The organism is Streptomyces sp. NPDC097619, from assembly GCF_040302735.1.
Taxonomy (GTDB): domain Bacteria; phylum Actinomycetota; class Actinomycetes; order Streptomycetales; family Streptomycetaceae; genus Streptomyces.
On the sequence record NZ_JBEOSD010000052.1, the window covers coordinates 15,207 to 34,216 of the forward strand.

Consider the following 19,010-nt stretch of genomic DNA (forward strand, 5'->3'; position numbering starts at 1 on the left):
ATGCGCGTGGGGGTCGCGGGGACCGGCCGGTGGTGATGAGGGCCGCCCGGTGGCGGTGGCGGGATGTGAGTGCCACCGGGCGGCCCTGGTCTCGGGGGATGTTCAGCCGCGCCAGGTGTCGGAGAGCACGAGGCGTCCGCTCGCGGGGACGGTCGCGGTGCGGTCGGCCCCGCTCTCCCAGGTGACGTTCCCGGCGGCGTCCTTGCGGACGTACTTGTAGGTGAAGGTGGTGCCCGCCGGGAGGTCGAGGGGGAGGCTCCACAGCGGGTAGGCGGCCGGGTCGAGCTTGGGGGCGGTGGCGGTGTTCCAGCCGCCCAGGGCCGGGTGGCTGCCGGTGACGTGGATGTTCTGGCCCCAGCTGGTGGTGGCCGTGACCCCGAAGGTGACCCCGCCGGTGGCGGGCGGCGGGGTGGTCCCGCCGGAGCAACTCCGCGCCCCGGCGTGCAGGGCGAGGGCGGTGCCCGCGCCCAGGGTGGCGGTGAACTGTCCGGAGGAGGCGACGGTCACGGTGCGGCCGGACTGCACGTCGCAGTAGTCCCCGGCGGGCAGGCCGGTCTGGAAGGTGCGGGTCAGGGCGGAGCCCTCGTGGTTGACGGCCACGTACCCCTTGTCCCCGCGGCCGAAGGCGATCCGGTCCCCGCCGTCGTCCCACCAGTGCGTGACGCCCTGACCGCGGGTCACGTTCCGGAAGCCGACCATGGAGGAGATCTCGCGCCAGGCGTGCTGGCACTTCCAGCCGTCGGTGTAACAGGCGTTCACGGTGCCGCCGTTGGGCGGGCCGGCGTCCTTGTCGGTCCACTCGTACCCGGAGTGGACGTCCGGGGAGCCGTACGGCCAGGCCAGCATGAACACGCTCGCCAGGGTGTAGGCGGAGCCGTTCTTGTAGCTGAGGGTGTCACCGACGCGCTCGGTGTCGTGGTTGTCCACGAAGACCCCGGACTGCCCGCCGGCCATGTAGCCCCAGGACTCGCCGAAGTTCTTGAGGTGGGCGAGGTTCTCGTTCTGGAAGACCCGCTTGAGGTCGCGGGCGTACCGGAACTCCTGGACGTCCCCGCTGCCGAGGTACTCGGCAGGGGAGACGGCCTCCCCCGCCCCGTGGATGGCCTCCAGCTTCCAGTAGGCGTTCGGGTTCCTCAGCCGGGACTTGATGTTCGCGAGGTCGGCGGCCGGCATGTGCTTGGCGGCGTCGATGCGGAATCCGTCCACACCGAGGGAGAGCAGGTCGTTGAGGTAGCCGGCGATCCGGCCGCGGACGTACTCCTCTCCGGTGTCGAGGTCGGCGAGCTGGACCAGTTCGCAGTTCTGGACGTTGGCGCGGTCCTGGTAGTTGCCGATGACGGCCCGGCAGTCGTCCATGTCCGGACCCGAGTAGATCCCGGGGTAGTTGTACTTGGAGTACGACGAGCCGCCGGTGCCGACCCCGGAGCCGTCCTGGCCGGCCATGTGGTTGATGACGGAGTCGGCGACCACCTTGACCCCGGCCGCGTGGCAGGTGTCGATCATGTTCTTGAAGGCGGTGCGGTCGCCCAGCCTGCCGGCGATCTTGTAGCTGACCGGCTGGTACGAGGTCCACCACTGGCCGCCCTGGACGTGCTCCTGGGGCGGGGAGACCTGGACGAAGCCGTATCCGGCGGGGCCGAGGGTGTCGGTGCAGGCGCGGGCCACCGAGTCGAACTTCCACTCGAAGAGGACGGCGGTGACGTCCTTGGCGCCGGGGGGCGCGGCCGCGGCCTGGGGGGCCTGGACGGCGAGGGCGCCGGCCGCGAGGGCGAGGGCGGCCCCGAGGGCCGGTCCGCGGGTACGTGCGGGCATGGATGTCCTCCTGGCGAAGAGGCGGCCCTGAGCGGCAACGCGCCGTGCCCGCAAGGCCGAGATGCATTGAAAGCTGACTGAAACTTCTTGCGGTCGCGACCGTACGGATCCGGAGTCCACCCGTCAACCCTTTGGACACGCTCTGGAAATGTGCTGGAAATCCAGGAGATTTTCGGCCGCAACAACTTACGCAAGAGATTGCAACAGTGTTAGCTTCGTCCCGCTCCCGGTCCGGCCGGACGGGGGTCCCCGCCGGTCCGCGGACCCCGGGGCCCCACGCGCCCGGACGGCCGGGCCGGGCGCTCGTGCCCGCGGAGGGCCGGTGTGCCCAACCCGGGACGCCCGCGCACCGGCTCCGGACGCGCGTCCGGAGCCGGGCGGCCGGTCAGCGTCGGGGCACCTGCGCGGTGGACCCCCGCACCACCAGCTCCGGCTGGAAGACGAACTCCGTTCGCTCCACCGGGTGTCCGCCCACCGCCTCCAGCAGCGCCCCCACGGCCGCCGTGGCCATGGCCCGCACGGGCTGGCGGACGGTGGTCAACGGCGGGTCGGTGAACGGGATCAGCGGGGAGTCGTCGAAGCCGACCACGGACACGTCGGTGGGGACCCGCAGGCCCCGTTCCCGGGCCGCCCGGATCACCCCGAGGGCCATCGGGTCGCTGCCGCAGACGATGCCGGTGCAGCCGCGGTCCAGCAGCGCCCCGCCCGCCGCGTGTCCGCCCTCCACCGTGAACAGGGTGCGCTGGACGAGCGCGTCCGCCTCCTCGGCGGGGGTGCCGAGCAGCTCCGCCAGGGCGGCGCGGAAGCCCTCCTCCTTGCGGCGGGAGGGCACGTACCGGGTGGGGCCGACGGCCAACCCGATGCGGGTGTGGCCGAGTTCGGCCAGGTGACGGACGGCCATGGTCGCCGCGGCCCGGTCGTCCGGGGAGACGAAGGGGGCGTTGACGCGTTCGTTGTAGCCATTGATGAGCACGAACGGCACCCCGCGGGCGGCGAGGCGCAGGTAGCGGGCCGGGTCGGCGGTGTCGTCGGCGTGCAGTCCGGAGAGGAAGACGATGCCGGTGACCCCGCGCTCCTCCAGTTGTTCGACCAGTTCGTCCTCGGTGGCCCCGCCGGGGGTCTGGGTGCAGAGCACGGGGGTGTAGCCGTGTCCGGCCAGGGCCTGTTCGATGACCTGGGCGAAGGCCGGGAAGATCGGGTTGGTGAGTTCGGGGATGAGCAGGCCGACGAGGCCGTTGCTCTTGCGGCGCAGCCGCACCGGACGCTCGTAGCCGAGGACGTCCAGTGCGGCCAGCACCTTGTGCCGGGTGGTCGCGGAGACCCCGGCCTTGCCGTTCAGGACCCGGCTGACGGTGGCCTCGCTGACCTGCGCCTGTCCGGCGATGTCGGCGAGCCGCGGGGCCGCCGGATCGGCGGCCCGCGGCGGGGGGAGGGTCACACCGCCCACCAGACGGTGCTGTCGGCGGGCAGCGCGGTGTCGGCGCCGGTGGTCTCCGGGGTCGCGGAGGCCAGCAGGACCCGGCCGGGGGCGGGTACGGCCACCGGGGTGCCGGTGGTGTTGACGGTGCAGACCAGGGCGCTGCCGTCGGTGCCGGTGCGGCGGAAGGCCAGGACGCCTTCGGGGGCGGGCAGCCATTCCACGGCGTCCCCGGCGCCGAGGGCGGGGTGGGTGCGGCGGACGGTGAGGGCGCCGCGGTAGAGCTCCAGCATGGAGGCGGGGTCGCCGGTCTGGGCCTCGACGCTGAGCGCGGCCCAGGAGTCGGGCTGCGGGAGCCAGCTGGGGCCGCCGGTCTCGGGGCCGAAGCCGTAGGGGGCCTCGGTGCCGGACCACGGGAGGGGGACGCGGCAGCCGTCGCGGAGGCCGTCCTGGCCGTTCTCCTTGAAGAAGGAGGGGTCCTGGCGGACGGCGTCGGGGAGGTCGAGGACCTCGGGGAGGCCGAGTTCCTCGCCCTGGTAGACGTAGGCGGAGCCGGGCAGGGCGAGCATCAGGAGGGCGGCGGCTCGGGCGCGGGCCTGCCCCTGGTCGCCGCCTCCGTAGCGGGTGACGTGGCGGACCACGTCGTGGTTGGAGAGCACCCAGGTGGTGGGGGCGCCGACGGGGCGCATGGCGTCGAGGGAGTCGTCGATGGCGGTGCGCAGGGCCGCGGCGTCCCAGCCGGTGGTGAGGTAGTGGAAGTTGAACGCCTGGTGGAGTTCGTCGTGGCGGAGGTAGAGGGCGGTGCGGTCGGCGCTGGGGGTCCAGGCTTCGGCGACGCCGATGCGGTCGCCGGCGTATTCGTCGAGGACCTTGCGCCAGGAGCGGTAGATCTCGTGGACGCCGTCCTGGTCGAAGAAGGGGAGGACCTGGTTGCCGAGGAGCTTGAGCTGTTCGTCGCGGCCGAGGTCGGGCAGGCCGGGGGCCTTGACGAGGCCGTGGGCGACGTCGATGCGGAAGCCGTCGGTGCCCATGTCGAGCCAGAAGCGCAGGATGGAGCGGAACTCGTCCTGGACGGCGGGGTGTTCCCAGTTGAAGTCGGGCTGTTCCGGGGCGAAGAGGTGGAGGTACCACTCGCCGGGGGTGCCGTCGGGGTTCTCGGTGCGGGTCCAGGCGGGGCCGCCGAAGATGGACTCCCAGTCGTTGGGCGGGAGTTCGCCGAGGTCGCCTTGGCCGGGGCGGAAGTGGAAGCGTTCGCGGAGCGGGGTGCCGGGGCCTTCGCGGAGGGCCTGCTTGAACCATTCGTGCTGGTCGGAGCAGTGGTTGGGGACGAGGTCGACGATGATGCGCAGGCCGAGGGCGTGGGCTTCGCGGATGACGGCGTCGGCGTCGTGGAGGGTGCCGAACATCGGGTCGATGGCCCGGTAGTCGGCGACGTCGTAGCCCGCGTCGGCCTGCGGGGAGGCGTAGAAGGGGCTGAGCCAGACGGCGTCGACGCCGAGGTCCTTGAGGTAGGGCAGGCGGGTGCGGACGCCTTCGAGGTCCCCCATGCCGTCACCGTTGCTGTCGGCGAAGCTGCGCGGGTAGACCTGGTAGATCACCGCGTCTCTCCACCAGCCCGGGTGCGGGCCGGTGGTGCCGGTGGCCGGGGCGGCCGGAGCAGCGAGGTGCTGGGTCATGTCGTCCTTGGAGGGAGTGGTGGTCGGGTGGGCTGCGCGTGGCGCCGGGTGGTCAGCCCTTGGTGGCGCCCGCGGTCATGCCCGCGACGAGGTGCCGCTGGGCGAAGAGGAAGAAGGCGGCGGCGGGGATGGCGATGAGGACGGAGGCGGCCGTCATCGGGCCCCAGTTGGCCGTGTACTGGGTGACGAAGGTCTGGAGTCCGCCGGCGAGGGTGAGGTTGTCCTCGCCGACCATGAAGGCGGAGGCGTAGGCGACTTCGCCCCAGGCGGTGATGAAGGAGTAGAAGCCGGTAACGGCGAGTCCGGGCTTGGCGAGGGGGAGGATCAGTCGCCAGAAGGTGCCGAAGGGGTTGAGTCCGTCGACGCGGCCGGATTCGTCGATCTCGACGGGGATGGTGTCGAAGAAGCCCTTCATCATCCAGGCGCAGAAGGGGACCGCGATGGTGAGGTAGGTGATGATCAGGCCGACGGGCTGGTTGAGCAGGCCGAGCTGTCCCATGAGGTTGTAGAGCGGGACGATGAGGATGGCCATCGGGAACATCTGCGTCACCAGCAGGGTCCACATCAGGGGCTTCATGCCGGGGAACTTGAAGCGGCTGACGGCGTAGCCGGTGGTGGCGGCGATGAACACGCCGAGGACGGTGGTGACGGCGGCGACGAGGACGGAGTTGCCGAACCAGGTGAAGAAGGAGGTGGACTCCACGAGGTAGCGGTAGTTGTCGAGGGTGGGGTCCTTGACGAAGTCCGTGGTGATGGCGTCCTTGGCGGGCTTGAGGGAGGTGAGGAGCACCCACAGGACCGGGAAGACGGCGATGACGGAGGCGACGACGAGGGTGGCGTGCAGGCCGAAGGAGGCGAGCGGGCCGCGTTCTCCGCGCTTGCGTACGGCGGTGGCCATGGTCACCACACCTCTCCTTGCTTGCGCAGTGCGCGCCGGTAGACCAGCGCGAAGATCATGAGCAGGGCGAGGATGAGCACGCCCCAGGTGGCGGAGCCCGCGAAGTCGCGGGGGGATTCCACGAAGGCTTCGCGGAAGGCCTGGGTCACCAGGATCTCGGTGGCGTCGCCGGGGCCGCCCCGGGTGAGCAGGAAGATCACCGGGAACATGTTGAAGGTCCAGATGGTGGAGAGCAGGATCACGGTCATGCTGACGGTGCGCAGTCCGGGCAGGGTGATGTGCCGGAAGCGCTGCCAGGGGCTCGCGCCGTCCATTTCGGCGGCTTCGTAGAGCTCGCCGGGGATGGACTGGAGGCCGCCGAGGAGGGCGACCATCATGAAGGGGACGCCGAGCCAGACGTTGACGGCGATGACGGAGAGCTTGGCCCAGGTGGGGTCGTCCAGCCAGGGCACGGCGGCGATGCCGCCGCCTTCGAGGAGCTTGTTGAGGATGCCGTTGTCGCGGTTGAAGAGGAACCGCCAGGCGAAGACGGAGACGAAGCCGGGGACGGCCCACGGCAGGATGAGGGCCATCCGGTAGGCGGAGCGTCCGCGGAAGTTCCGGTTGAGCATGGTGGCGAGGGCGAGGCCGAGCGTGAAGGTGATGCTCACGCAGGCCACGGTCCAGATGACGGTCCACACCAGCCGCTGGAGGAAGATCGGGTCACTGATGACGGCCGTGTAGTTGTCGAGGCCGACGAAGGAGTAGGTGGCCTCGATCTCGTTGACGCCGATGGTGCGGGCGACGTTGCGTTCGTTGGCGTCGGTCAGTGACAGGTAGACGCCGCGGACCAGGGGCCAGCCGATGATGACGCCGAGGACGAGGACGACGGGGGCCACCATGGCCCAGGCGTACCAGTGCTTGGCGAGGGTCTGGCCGAGGCCGGGCCTGGAGGTGCCCGGGGCCTTGCTGCCGGTCCTGCGGCTACGGCCGCGGGCGAGGTCCTCCTCGCCCGCGGCCTTCGCCACCGACTGGCTGGTGTGAGCAGCCATGGTCGTGTTACTTCCAGCCCTTGAGGATCTTGCGGAACTCGGCGCCCGCCGCCTCGGCCGCGTCCTCCGGGGAGGAGGAGCCGGTCACGGCCTTGGTGTACTGGACCTGGAGGGGGGCGAAGAGGCTGCCGTTCTCCGGGATCCAGGCGCGCTCGACGGCCTTGTCCACGGCGGGCTTGAAGAACTGGACCATCTCGTTGCCCTTCACCTCCGGGACCTCGTAGGCAGCGGTGCGGGTGGGCAGCAGGCTGAGCTCCTTGGCGGACTGCACCTGCACGTCCTGGGAGGTCATGTACTCCACGAAGGCGTGGGCGGCGTCGCGGTTCTTGGAGCCGGCGTAGACGGCGAGGTCGTGGCCGCCCTGCGGGGCGCCCTGGCCGGCGGAGCCGGCGGGGACGGCGGCGATGCCGAGGTTGGTCTTGTCCTTGAACTGGTCGCCGGCGTAGGCGTCGGCCACGGCCCAGGGGCCGTTGATCATCATGGCGACCTTGCCCGACTTGAAGGCGGTCTGCATGTTGTTCCAGCCGTCGGTGGCGTTGGTGATCGCGGCGCCGGAGGTGACCAGGTCGCGGGCGGCCTTGAAGGCCTTGACGCCGGCGGGGGCGTCGACGGTGACGGTCTTGTTCTTCGCGTCGACGAGGTCGCCGCCCTCGCCGTAGATGAGGGGGAGGAACCAGTAGGAGTCGTCGCCGCGCAGGTAGAGGCCGGACTTGCCGGTCTTCTTCTTGATGGCGGCGGCGGCGGTCTTGAGCTCCTCCAGGGAGGTCGGGGCCTCGACCCCGGCGTCCTTGAGGATCTTCTTGTTGTAGAAGAGGCCCATGGTGTCGATGACCTGCGGGACGGCGTAGGTCGCGCCCTCGAACTTGCCGGAGGCGGCGGCCTGGGCCAGGAACTCGGAGTCGACCTTCTTGGCGGTCTCGGCGGGGACCTTGTCCAGGTAGCCGAGGGAGGCGAAGTCGGCCACCCAGCCGACGTCGGCGCGGATGACGTCGGGGGCGTCGGCGCCGCTGCTGAAGGCGTTCTTCACCTTGTTCTGGGCGTCGCCGTACGGGACGTTGACGTACTTGACGGTGACCTTCGGGTGCTTCGCGGTGAACGCCTCGGCGATCTTCTGGAAGGTGGCCTTCTCGGCGTCGTTGGACGTGTCCCACCAGGTCACGGTGCCGGAGAGCTCGCCGCCCGCCTTCTTGTCACCGCTGCCGCCGTCGTTGCCGTCGCCGCCGCCGCACGCCGAAACCGCGAGCGCAAGGGCCGCGACCAGCGCGGTGGACGCTATGCCACGCCGCATGTGAACTCCTTGAGTGATCCCGTCCGCCCCGTCGCGGTCCCGAGTTGCCAGGAACCTAACAAGGCCGCAACCGGTCGGAAAGACCTTGCGGCAAATTTCTGCAAGGAAGGTCGATCGTTACATCCGTGTGTCCATACGGTTGCCGCAGCTTGCTGTTTGTTCGAGCCGCCGGGCCCGCAACCCGGGGCGGTACCGCCGCGTTGACCCCATATGACCCACGAGCCGGCCGCCGACCACCTTGCAAGACCTTCCAGCAACGTGACGGGCCGTCGGCCGGAGGGCGCCCCGGGCCGGCGGTCGGACGCCGTGGTCTACCAGGTCTGCGTCCCCTCCTTCGCGGACGGCGACGGGGACGGCACCGGCGACCTGCGCGGGCTCCGCGCCCGGCTGCCGCACCTGGCCCGGCTCGGCGTGGACGCCCTCCGACTCACCTCCTGCCACACCTCCGCCGGGGCCGGACGCCCGGGACCGACCCCCTCCGCCGCGCATCCGGCCGACACCGGGGAGCTGGTCCGGGCCGCGCACCGGCTCGGGATCCTCGTCCTCGCCGGACCCGGCGGCGACCCGGACTTCGACGCGGGCCCCCTGGACTGCCCGTGGGAGGCGGAGGCCCTGCGCGGGACGGTGGAGAAGTCCCTGACCGCGGCCGCCGAGGCCGGTACGAGCGCCACCTGGGTCCTCTCGCACCACGACGCGCCCCGCCACCGCACCCGGGCCGGCAGCCTGCGGCGGGCCCGGGCCGCAGCCCTGCTCCTCCTCGGCCTGCCGGGATCCGCGCACCTCTACCAAGGGGAGGAGCTGGGCCTGCCGGAGACCGCCGGCCCGCCGGGCGCGCCGCGCGACCCCTGCCGGTCCCCGATGCCCTGGTCCGGACGGCACCCCGGGAACGCGGGCGGGCCCGGGCCGACGCCCCGGGCCGCGGACCGGGGCCGGGGCGGGGACGGGGACCGGGACGGGCTCACGGTCGCGGCGCAGACCGGCGACCCGCACTCCACCCTGGAGCTCTACCGCGCCGCCCTGGAACTGCGCCGGGCCCTGCCCGGACTCGGCGCCGGGGACGGACCGGAGTGGCTGCCCGCCCCCGAGGGGGTGCTCGCCTTCGCCCGACCCGGGTTCGTCTGCACCGCGAGCACCCGGGACGCCCCCGTGGAGATGCCGGTGCCGGGCCGGCCCGTCCTGTCGAGCGCGCCCGTGGACCCTGCCGGGCGGTCTGTCCTCATTCCCGGCGGTTCCTGCACCTGGTGGGCAATCTGACATGAGACCGGTACAGTCCAATCCCATGACCGCGAGGCTGGCCGACATCGCAGCACAGGCGGGGGTCAGCGAAGCCACAGTCAGCCGCGTGCTCAACGGCAAGCCCGGTGTGGCCGCGGCCACCCGTGAATCCGTGCTCGCAGCACTCGACGTGCTGGGGTACGAGCGCCCCGTACGGCTCCGCCGGCGCAGCGCCGGACTGGTCGGACTGATAACCCCCGAGCTGGACAACCCCATCTTCCCGGCGCTGGCCCAGGTCATCGGACAGGCCCTCACCCGGCAGGGGTACACCCCCGTCCTCGCCACCCAGACCCCCGGCGGCTCCACCGAGGACGAACTGACCGAGATGCTCGTGGACCGCGGGGTCTCCGGGATCATCTTCGTCTCCGGGCTGCACGCGGACATCACCGCCGACATGACCCGCTACGACCAACTCCGCGGCCAGGGCGTCCCCTTCGTCCTCATCAACGGCTTCTCCCCCAAGGTGCAGGCCCCCTTCGTCTCCCCCGACGACCGGGCCGCGATGCAGTTGGCCGTCACCCACCTCACCGCCCTCGGCCACACCCGCATCGGGCTGGCCGTCGGCCCCAAGCGGTTCGTGCCGGTGCTCCGCAAGATCGAGGGCTTCCGGACCGCCGTCCGGGACCACCTCGGACTCGACGCCGAGCAGGCCGAGGAACTGGTCCAGCACTCTCTGTACACGCTGGAGGGCGGACAGGCCGCGGCCGACGCCCTCATCTCCCGCGGCTGCACGGCCGTGGTGTGCGCCAGCGACATGATGGCGCTCGGCGCGATCCGGGCCGCCCGGCGGCAGGGCCTGCGGGTCCCCCAGGACGTCTCCGTGGTCGGCTTCGACGACTCCCCGTTGATAGCGTTCACCGACCCGCCGCTGACCACCATCCGGCAGCCCGTCCAGGCCATGGGCCAGGCCGCGGTGCGCACGTTGCTGGAGGAGATCGGGGGTACGCCGGCCCCGCACAGCGAGTTCGTCTTCCACCCCGAGCTGGTGGTGCGCGGCTCCACCGCCTCCGGTCCGGGTCGACCCTGAGCCGGTCCCCCGGTGGGGGTCCTCCGCAGGGCGGACGGGCTGCGGCCAAGACCGTCCCGAGGGATGATCGGGGCAGGAAAGGCATCTGGCAGACTCTCTCCCTATGGGTGAAGCGAGCGTGAAGGCACCGGAAACCCGGACGGATACTTTGTCACCCACGGTGAGCGAAGCCCGGCCGGGCCCCGCGCGTACCCGCCTGCAGCGACTGCGGGCCCCGCGGCGCCCCCGGCTCTGGTTCGAGATCCTGCTGATCGCCGTCAGCTACTGGACGTACTCGCTCATCCGCAACGCCGTTCCCGAGCAGAAGGAACAGGCCCTGCGGAACGCCGACTGGATCTGGCGCACCGAACACCAGCTGGGCATCGCGGTCGAGAAGACGGTCAACCACGCCGTGGACTCCGTGACCTGGCTGATCGTGGGTATGAACTACTACTACGCCACGCTGCACTTCATCGTGACCATCGGCGTGCTCGTCTGGGTCTACCGTACGCAGCCGGGCCGTTACGCGGCGACACGGCTGGTGCTGTTCGCGACCACCGGCGTGGCCCTCGTCGGCTACTACTGCTACCCGCTGGCCCCGCCCCGCCTGATGACCGGCGAGAACTTCATCGACACCGTGCTGGTCCACCAGACCTGGGGCTCGATGGCCTCCGGGGACCTGAAGAACATGTCGAACCAGTACGCCGCCATGCCTTCCATGCACATCGGCTGGTCCCTGTGGTGCGGGCTGACCATCTTCGCCCTGGCCTCGGTGCCGTGGGCACGGGTGCTGGGCCTGCTGTACCCGGCGGCCACGCTGGTGGTCATCGTGGCCACGGCCAACCACTTCTGGCTGGACGCCGTCGGCGGCATGATGTGCCTGGCCTTCGGCTACACCGTGTCGCGCCTCTGGTACGGGGCGCTTCCGCAGCACCTGCCGAAGCTGCCGGAGGGCCCGGCCGGGCCCTCGGCCACGGCCGTGCTGCTGTCCCGGCTGCGGGGGGCGCGGGGCTGACCCCGCGCCGTTCCCCGCTCCTCCCCGCCCCGCCCCGCCGGGTGCGTCCTAGCGGTCCGCGTAGAAGAGCTCGTCGACGACGGCGCGGGCCCGGCGGGTGACCCTGCGGTAGTCGTCCAGCATCTCGCCGGCCCGGCCCGGCCCGTAGCCCAGGTAACGCCCCACGGCCGCCAGCTCGCGGGCCTCGGTGGGAAAGGTGTCCCCGGCCCGGCCGCGCACCAGCATCACGGCGTTGCGGACCCGGGTGGCCAGGACCCACGCCTCGTCCAGGATCCGGGCCTCCTCCACGGGCAGCAGACCCGCCGCGGTGGCCGCGGCCAGGGCGGGCCGGGTGCGGGTGGTGCGCAGGCCCGGTTCGACCCAGCCGTGGCGGAGCTGGAGCAGCTGCACCGTCCACTCCACGTCGCTGAGGCCGCCGCGGCCCAGTTTCGTGTGGAGGGTCGGGTCGGCGCCGCGGGGCAGTCGTTCGGTCTCCATGCGGGCCTTGAGCCGGCGGATCTCGCGGACGGCGTCCTCGCCGAGGCCCTCCACCGGGTAGCGCAGCGGGTCGACCAGCTCGATGAAGCGGCGTGCGAGGTCCTCGTCCCCGGCCACGGGCTCGGCCCGCAGCAGGGCCTGGCTCTCCCACACCAGCGACCACCGCTTGTAGTAGGCGGCGTAGGAGGCGAGGGTGCGCACCAGGGGGCCGCTGCGGCCTTCGGGGCGCAGGTCGGCGTCGATGAGGAGGGGCGGGTCGGCGGTGGGCAGCTGGAGGAGCCGGCGCATCTCGGCGATGACGGCCTGGGCGGCCTTGGCGGCCTCCTGCTCGTCCACGCCCTCACGGGGTTCGTGGACGAAGAGGACGTCGGCGTCGGAGCCGTAGGACAGCTCGTGTCCGCCGAAGCGGCCCATGCCGATGACGGCGAACCGGGTGGGCAGGGTGTCGCCCCACTGGCTGCGGACGGCGGCCCGCAGGGCTCCGGCGAGGGTGGCGGCGGTCAGCTCGGAGACGGCGGTGCCGACCCGGTCCACGAGGGCGGCCGGGTCCTCCTCGGCGGGGCTGTCCTCGGTGCCGTAGGTGGCGATGATGTCGGCGGCGCAGGTCCGGAAGAGCTCGCGGCGGCGGACCCCGCGGGCGGCGGCCACGCCCGCTTCGGCGGTGTCGGCGCGGCCGACGGCGGCGAGGACCTCCTGTTCGAGGGCCTCGTGGCCGCGGGGTTCCAGGCCGCCGGGGTCGCCGAGCAGGGCCACGGCCTCGGGGGCGCGCATCAGCAGGTCGGGGGCGAGCCGGCCGGCGGACAGCACCCGGGCCAGGTTCTCGGCGGCGGCGCCCTCGTCGCGGAGCAGCCGCAGGTACCAGGGGGTCTTTCCGAGGGCGTCGGAGACCTTGCGGAAGTTGAGGAGTCCGGCGTCGGGGTCGGCGGAGTCCGCGAACCAGCCGAGGAGGACGGGCAGCAGGGTCCGCTGGATCGCGGCCTTGCGGGTGACTCCGGAGGCCAGGGCCTCCAGGTGGCGCAGGGCCGAGGCGGGATCGGCGTACCCGAGGGCCTCCAGGCGCTGCCCGGCGGCGCGCGGGGAGAGGCGGATCTCGCCGGGGGCGAGCTGGGCCACGGCGTCGAGGAGGGGCCGGTAGAACAGCTTCTCGTGGAGGCGGCGGACCACGGAGGCGTGCCGGCGCCACGCCTTCTGCAGTTCGACGACCGGCTCGGTGCGCAGGCCGAGGGAGCGGCCCAGGCGCCGCAGGTCGGCCTCGTCCTCGGGCACCAGGTGGGTGCGGCGCAGCCGGTACAGCTGGATGCGGTGCTCCATGGCGCGCAGGAAGCGGTAGGCGTCGCCGAGCTGGGCGGCGTCGGTACGGCCCACGTAGCCGCCGGCGGCGAGGGCGTGCAGGGCGTCGAGGGTGGTTCCGGAGTGCAGGCCGGCGTCGCTGCGGCCGTGCACGAGCTGGAGGAGCTGGACGGCGAACTCGACGTCGCGGAGTCCGCCGGGGCCGAGCTTCAGCTCGCGATCGACCTCCGCGGCGGGGATGTTGTCGACGACGCGGCGGCGCATCTTCTGGACGTCGGCGACGAAGTTCTCGCGTTCGGCGGCCTGCCAGACCAGGGGCGCTATGGCGGCGGTGTAGGCGGCGCCCAGCTCGGTGTCGCCGGCGACCGCGCGGGCCTTCAGGAGGGCCTGGAATTCCCAGGTCTTGGCCCAGCGCTGGTAGTAGGCGAGGTGGGAGGAGAGGGTGCGGACCAGGGGGCCGTTGCGGCCCTCGGGCCGCAGGTTGGCGTCCACCGGCCAGATGGTGCCCTCGACGGTGGTGTCGGAGCAGATCCGCATGAGGTGGGAGGCCAGCCGGGTGGCGGCCTGGAGGGCGGGGGCCTCCTCGGCGCCGGCGGCGGCCTCCGCGACGAAGATGACGTCCACGTCGGAGACGTAGTTCAGCTCGTGGCCGCCGCACTTGCCCATGGCGATCACGGCGAGGCGGGCCTTCGCCGCGTCGTCGGGGGCGGCGGCGCAGGCGATGCGCAGGGCGGCGCGGAGGGTGGCGGTGGCGAGGTCGGCGAGCTCGGCGGCGGCCTGGGCCACGTCGGTGGTGCCGCAGACGTCGCGGGCGGCGATGGAGAGCAGGCAGCGGCGGTAGGCCACGCGGAGGGAGACGGGGTCGTCGGCCCCGGCCAGTCCGCGTTCGAACTCCTCGACCCCGGGGTGCAGGTCGGCGGCCTCGTAGGTGACGAGGGCCTGCCAGTCGTCGGGGTGGCGGGCGAGGTGGTCGGCGAGGGCCTCGGAGGCGCCGAGCACGCCGAGGAGCCGATCGCGCAGGGGTTTGGCGGTGACCAGGGTGGTCAGCAGGGTGCCGTCGCCGTCCGGGGCCTGGGCCTCGGCGAGCCGGACCAGCCCGCGGAGGGCGAGGTCGGGGTCGGCGGTCGCGCCGAGGGCGTCGAGGAGCACGGGGTCGCTGCGCACCGGGGCCAGCTCGGGTACCTCCAGGAGCCGGGCCGCCGCGGTGGGGTCGGTGAACCCGTGCCGCAGCAGCCTGATCGAGGTGCTGCTCCTGCGTCCGGGGACCGTCATCCCGCCGCCTCCCGTTCCACGCGCCGCCGGCCCGCCCGGCCACGCCCGCTCCGGCCCCCGAGCCTATCCCGTGCCCCGACACCCCCGCCGCCCGCCGACGCGCGGCGGGGCGTGGTCCGGCCTGCGACTACAGCACCGGGAGGTTCTTGCGGAGTTCGAAGGCCGTGACCTCCGAGCGGTACTCCTCCCACTCCTGCTTCTTGTTGCGGAGGAACTTGGGCTGACCAGCACAGTCACAAGCGTGGCGCCGAAATCCCAGGCAGGACGGGCCCGGAACCCGCCGACTTTGGTCGTCCTTGGCTTCCGTCGGCCGCCGTCTGACGGCCCACAGACGGCCCGGCACCGGGCGCTGCCACCACGCTAGGCGGCCCTGCCGTTCCAATCGTCCAAGTGATCGCGCGCAGTGTCGAGGAACCGGGCCAGGGAGTCAGCAGCAAAGGCCAAAGCCGTCTGAACCTCGGCGTGCCGGACGATCGGCCTATCACTCATGATCACGATTGGAAACTCTGGGTTGTCGATTGGCATGGGACTGTTCGCCGTCATGTTCAAGTACTCGCCGAGCGCCGTCACCATGTCTCGGCACTTGGCCAAGACTCCGTCCGCAGCCTCCGCCACGAGCTTGGGCCCTGCGATGCGCACTCGAACAGCCGCGTCTCCCATCGTCTCAACAAGGGCCAGGATGTCCGCCTCCGTAGGCAGTGGATCGCGAGCGCTCGTACCAAACGCGAGGTTGTACGCCTTGACTACGTTGGCCATGTCCTGACACCCACTGATCACGGCACGAACCGACGTGGCGAAGCCATTGCAGGCATCCAGCCTGGTCTCGCGCACCGCCTTCCCGTACGCGTCAGCACCAGATTGCGCGGCAGCACCGATCGCGCCCTGCTTCGCGAACCTGGCCGCCAGCATGGTTCCGGCGGCGCCCACTACAGCACCCCCGACTGCCGCCGCAGCCGCAACAACGACCGTCGCCGTAGCGCCCATTGCCAAGTGGAAGTAGGACATGGGCTCCATGATGTTCGACCCGGCGATGGGCCGAAGCGTGAACGACTCAACTGGACCCATTGGTCCCGAATTGCAGGGAATGGAGATCTCTCCGCCCCCACCAACCGCTCAGGGGAACAGCTGGATCCGTCGACGTGGGACTCCTCCAGGCTCTAATCTCACGGCATGCCCGAAGACGCTCCTGAGCCCGAACCAGCCGAGCCCACGGATAGGCAGCCACCCTCTGCCTACATGGATGCACTGGCCTCGGCGCCTCTTAGTTGGCAATCCGCTTTTCGTGCAGCCCTGGCGAGTCACGCGCTCACTGCGCACAGGTTGGCGGGCGCCGAACTGGCACGGCGGTCGGCCGCAGTTGGCCCCATGGCCCAGGCCGTTGAGAAACTGTCCCGGCTGGCGATGGCACAGAACACTCAAAACGCCTCCGCCATAGCCAGTCTAGCCGAATTTCAGCAGCAACAAAGAGTCTTCGGAATCAGCATGCTCCAAACTGCTGCAAGCGCTGCACGTCACGCCTCCCGCACTCCGATTCCAACCAACGTTCACATTACCTATGCCGCCGCCCTTGCAGCATCTCAACGATCCACGGTCGAGCGGGCTTCAATTCTGCGCCCACTTCTCGAAAGTCGGTTCCCTTCCGAAATTATTGACTTGGCGACCGAGGCGCTGGAAGCAGCCGAAAACCTTGACGAGGCCGAAGATTGCCTGAACAATTCAGGCACGATCGAAGAAATCCCCGATGAACTTGTAGAGGAGATCGAAGCAGCTTTTTCAGACATCAGTGGGGCCATAGTTGACCTCCCACCCCACATGCAGCGTGCCTTGTTCGTCTGGTTCATTCGACTTCTAGTCTTCTCCCTGGCCTGCCACGCGATAATCGTGATCCCCGCAGGAATGGAAGTTCTTGCGATTCTCGGAGCTGGCGCATTGGACGCTGCTCGCGTGGCGGGTGACGCAGCAGGCTCAGAATGGGATAAGCGCTTCGGCCCTCCATCAAGCGCCGAAGAGACTGGCGACACCTAGCCGACTGATGCGGGTTGGCAAAAGGCGACAGCCGCATCATCCCCCGACTTGTAGCGTGGCCATCGCCTGCCGTGCGGGTCCGTAGCCTCAACCGCTCTAACTGCACGGATGAGAGCAGACGGACCCGCTGCGCGCAGTCGGCCAATTAGCGCTTCCCACGTTTCTGTCTGATATTCCGTGACGAGGCGCGCGGCACCATCCGAAAGGACGGCCGCCGACAGGACGGCAGAGGTATCCACTGAGCCCGCAAAGGCGTGATAGGCCGCCTCCGACATGGAGCCAGCGACCCAGTACCCCTCATCCGTGTTGCGGATTTCGCGTTGAGCGGCCACCAACTTGGCTACACTCGCTTGATGCTCCGGGGTACCCGTTTCGAATTTCTCTGTATCGGCACGCAGTTCTTGACATACGCCATCCACGCGCAGATCCGTCAGGACAGTGATTCCCGTTCGAGTCTCCAAAACAATTGGCGAGTCGGCAAGAACTAGGTGCTCGAATTCCTTCATCCCCTCACGGAGGATGGCCACGGTGGCCGACGGCGTGCCTGGATTTTTTAGGTCGCATTCCCGATGCGACTGCGCAACTCTTTCAAGAGCATCGGCCAGCCCATCGACAAGAGGCCGACTAGGTTCCGCCAATGCCGCAATCAGGTGGCCGCCGAGTTTGGCAACGTACCAGGGGACTCCGTGACGGCAGCCGGTGTCAAGACCAGCGGTACTCAGCCCGTCGAGCACGATAGCAAGGTTCGAGGTTCCAGCCACCCAGTCCTCATTGGGGGCGACCCCGCCCGGCTCGGTTGCAACGCTGACGTACATGTCATGCCTCGTGTCGGTAGATCGGGGAAACTCGCTCGCTCTCGATAACCTCAAGCGTCTTGGGGTCATAGCGGCATGAGATCAGAGTCGAGAACCGGCGGGTTCGAACATCGCGATAGAGATCTGCCAGGTTATTTTCGAGGTAATGGACGACCCCATTGGCACCAATCGCATGGATGCCCGCGATGTAGATGAAGGTGCCCTTGCCATCCAGCCGCGGCAGCCTCGCGAGGTAGCCGTAATCGGCGGCCGAGCCGTCTTCATCCATCGGGGATCGGTACACCTCCTGCGTCTTCAGATCCATCAGGTGCCAAGCGCGGTCCTTCTGGAAACGGAGGTGGTCGTCACCTTCAAGGACCTGAGCGATGATCGGCGATAGCCGAGGTCCGCACACCACAACGTGGTTGTCCCTGTTGAGGTTCACGATCCCCGTGGGCGGGATCACCTCGTACTTCGAATCCAGCTTCAAGGTGGCCAGCAACTTCCTGAGGTGGTCGAAGTTGTCGAGGTCTTCACGCGCGACGACCTCCCGCATGTCCTCCGAGGCCTTACCGGCCTCGTACTTGCCGCCGAGTGACACGGTCACCATGTCCGTACCGAAGAAGGCTCGCTCAGGCGGCGGCCCCTGGCTCGCCAGCTGTCCGACGCGTCCGCGGCTGACTCCCAGATGGGCCGCGATCTCCGACTGCGACATACCACCAGCAGCGGCTTCCTCGATCGCCTCACGGCGGATGCGCGCTAGCTCGGTCACCCGTCCCGAGTAGTCCGTCATCAGGACGCTCGCAGCCTTCGCACGCTCGACGGGGGCCGCAACCTGGGCCACCCGCTGCATCTCCTCGTGCACTTCCATCCTCCGCGCCTAGGGGGTCTAGCAACCATATCGCTAGAGGGGCTTGACGGCCATGGCGGGACTGCCTACCTTGGCTATCAGGTCGGCGCATAGACCCCCTAAGCAATAGCCGCTTGGGAGGGCTAAGCGTGCTCTGACCTGCACAGATCGACCCTGCACGTGCTCCTTGAGAACTGAAGAGAGTGCTGGCCCAGCCACCTGCACACGGGTGGTCGATGGGTCCTGAACGACAGAACTTCCGCGGGGCCGTTGCCTCGCGGTGAGCACCAGTGCTCACGGTCTCCGACACCCGTGTGGTGTCGGGGTGCCGTGGCCGCTCGTGCGTATCGAGAGGTCAGTCGTAACGAGCGCAGCCCCGGCGGTAGGACGCCGGGGCTGCTGTTCGGTCCCGTTCCTGTGTGAGAGGAGCAAGACCCGATGGTTTTCATCGTTGCACTTCAGAGTGGTGTTACCCGTCTGCCGGTCGATCTGGAGCCGACCGATGCGGAGTTGGCCGTGATCGAGGCGGAGATGCCGGTGATCGCGGCGGACGTGGAGTTACTGGACGCGTTGATCGTGCTGTTGGACCGGGACCCGTCGGAGTTCGACGGGCGGCGGGTCCGGCGGGCGTACCGGAAGCTGCTCGCGGCGCGTGCGGCGGCGGGGAACCGGGCCTCGGGCGGCGCCGCGTGAACGGCCGCGGTGAGTGCGGCGTTCCCGTGCTGGTCCTGTTCGGACTGCTCCTGATGGTCGTCGCGGTGGTCGCGGTGTACGGGTTCGGCTGGGACCGGCGGCGGGTGCTCGGAGCGGTCGGCATGGCGGTCCAGGTGGTCGGCTGGCTGGCCTGGGCGGGTGGTCGACGGTGAAGGCCCAGGGTTCCGCGA

General features: G+C 70.3%; 15 protein-coding genes and 2 pseudogenes. 6 read left to right on the forward strand and 11 right to left on the reverse strand.

Going from position 1 to position 19,010, the window contains the following annotated elements:
• Positions 1–102 precede the first annotated feature (102 nt).
• The 6 genes from ABTZ17_RS16700 to ABTZ17_RS16725 all read right to left on the reverse strand — a co-directional run bounded on the left by ABTZ17_RS16700 (position 103) and on the right by ABTZ17_RS16725 (position 8,122).
• The gene (locus ABTZ17_RS16700; protein ID WP_352196356.1) at positions 103–1,812 is read right to left on the reverse strand and encodes a carbohydrate-binding module family 20 domain-containing protein; all 1,710 of its coding nucleotides are present in this window, start codon (positions 1,810–1,812) and stop codon (positions 103–105) included.
• Between the two features lie 385 nt (positions 1,813–2,197).
• Positions 2,198–3,250, reverse strand: a complete 1,053-nt coding sequence (locus ABTZ17_RS16705; RefSeq protein WP_352196357.1) for a LacI family DNA-binding transcriptional regulator — start codon at positions 3,248–3,250, stop codon at positions 2,198–2,200.
• Positions 3,247–4,905, reverse strand: coding sequence for a glycoside hydrolase family 13 protein (locus ABTZ17_RS16710; protein WP_352196358.1), 1,659 nt, complete (start codon positions 4,903–4,905; stop codon positions 3,247–3,249). The genes ABTZ17_RS16705 and ABTZ17_RS16710 overlap by 4 nt, the downstream gene beginning before the upstream one ends.
• Positions 4,906–4,957: 52 nt before the next feature.
• Positions 4,958–5,803 (reverse strand): sugar ABC transporter permease, encoded by an 846-nt coding sequence (locus ABTZ17_RS16715; protein ID WP_352196386.1) that lies wholly within the window; start codon positions 5,801–5,803, stop codon positions 4,958–4,960.
• Positions 5,804–5,805: 2 nt separating this feature from the next.
• Entirely contained in the window at positions 5,806–6,834 is a 1,029-nt protein-coding gene (locus ABTZ17_RS16720; RefSeq protein WP_352196359.1) for a carbohydrate ABC transporter permease, read from the reverse strand.
• Between the two features lie 7 nt (positions 6,835–6,841).
• On the reverse strand, positions 6,842–8,122 hold the full coding sequence (locus tag ABTZ17_RS16725) for an extracellular solute-binding protein (protein WP_352196360.1): 1,281 nt from the start codon (positions 8,120–8,122) through the stop codon (positions 6,842–6,844).
• Positions 8,123–8,716: 594 nt separating this feature from the next.
• Between ABTZ17_RS16725 and ABTZ17_RS36910 the strand changes: the two are divergent.
• From ABTZ17_RS36910 to ABTZ17_RS16740, 3 genes and pseudogenes are all read left to right on the forward strand, one after another.
• Positions 8,717–9,376 (forward strand): annotated as a pseudogene (locus ABTZ17_RS36910) (alpha-amylase family glycosyl hydrolase); the annotation flags it as partial.
• A gap of 25 nt (positions 9,377–9,401) precedes the next feature.
• Positions 9,402–10,424 (forward strand): LacI family DNA-binding transcriptional regulator, encoded by a 1,023-nt coding sequence (locus tag ABTZ17_RS16735; protein ID WP_352196362.1) that lies wholly within the window; start codon positions 9,402–9,404, stop codon positions 10,422–10,424.
• 103 nt (positions 10,425–10,527) lie between these two features.
• Positions 10,528–11,418 carry a phosphatase PAP2 family protein gene (locus ABTZ17_RS16740; RefSeq protein WP_352196363.1) on the forward strand — a complete coding sequence of 297 codons (891 nt, stop codon included), beginning with the start codon at positions 10,528–10,530 and terminating at the stop codon, positions 11,416–11,418.
• A gap of 48 nt (positions 11,419–11,466) precedes the next feature.
• Here ABTZ17_RS16740 and ABTZ17_RS16745 read toward each other — a convergent pair whose 3' ends face one another.
• From ABTZ17_RS16745 to ABTZ17_RS16750, 3 genes and pseudogenes are all read right to left on the reverse strand, one after another.
• Positions 11,467–14,457 (reverse strand): bifunctional [glutamine synthetase] adenylyltransferase/[glutamine synthetase]-adenylyl-L-tyrosine phosphorylase, encoded by a 2,991-nt coding sequence (locus tag ABTZ17_RS16745; protein WP_352196364.1) that lies wholly within the window; start codon positions 14,455–14,457, stop codon positions 11,467–11,469.
• Between the two features lie 127 nt (positions 14,458–14,584).
• Positions 14,585–14,671 (reverse strand): annotated as a pseudogene (locus tag ABTZ17_RS36915) (glutamine synthetase); the annotation flags it as partial.
• A gap of 146 nt (positions 14,672–14,817) precedes the next feature.
• On the reverse strand, positions 14,818–15,462 hold the full coding sequence (locus ABTZ17_RS16750) for a hypothetical protein (RefSeq protein ID WP_352196365.1): 645 nt from the start codon (positions 15,460–15,462) through the stop codon (positions 14,818–14,820).
• 360 nt (positions 15,463–15,822) lie between these two features.
• Here ABTZ17_RS16750 and ABTZ17_RS16755 point away from each other — a divergent pair, with 360 nt between their 5' ends.
• Positions 15,823–16,482 carry a hypothetical protein gene (locus ABTZ17_RS16755; RefSeq protein ID WP_352196366.1) on the forward strand — a complete coding sequence of 220 codons (660 nt, stop codon included), beginning with the start codon at positions 15,823–15,825 and terminating at the stop codon, positions 16,480–16,482.
• On the opposite strand, the gene ABTZ17_RS16760 is transcribed toward ABTZ17_RS16755, so the two are convergent.
• Both ABTZ17_RS16760 and ABTZ17_RS16765 read right to left on the reverse strand, forming a co-directional pair.
• Entirely contained in the window at positions 16,479–17,297 is an 819-nt protein-coding gene (locus ABTZ17_RS16760; RefSeq protein ID WP_352196367.1) for a hypothetical protein, read from the reverse strand. The two genes, ABTZ17_RS16755 and ABTZ17_RS16760, sit on opposite strands and share 4 nt — an antisense overlap.
• Before the next feature lies 1 nt (position 17,298).
• A complete protein-coding gene (locus tag ABTZ17_RS16765; RefSeq protein ID WP_352196368.1) occupies positions 17,299–18,141 on the reverse strand; it encodes a helix-turn-helix domain-containing protein in 843 nt (280 codons plus the stop codon).
• 423 nt (positions 18,142–18,564) lie between these two features.
• Here ABTZ17_RS16765 and ABTZ17_RS16770 point away from each other — a divergent pair, with 423 nt between their 5' ends.
• Positions 18,565–18,819: a DUF6284 family protein gene (locus tag ABTZ17_RS16770; protein ID WP_352196369.1), complete on the forward strand. Its 255-nt coding sequence runs from the start codon at positions 18,565–18,567 to the stop codon at positions 18,817–18,819.
• Positions 18,816–18,992, forward strand: coding sequence for a hypothetical protein (locus tag ABTZ17_RS16775; protein ID WP_352196370.1), 177 nt, complete (start codon positions 18,816–18,818; stop codon positions 18,990–18,992). The genes ABTZ17_RS16770 and ABTZ17_RS16775 overlap by 4 nt, the downstream gene beginning before the upstream one ends.
• The last annotated feature ends 18 nt before the right edge of the window (positions 18,993–19,010 follow it).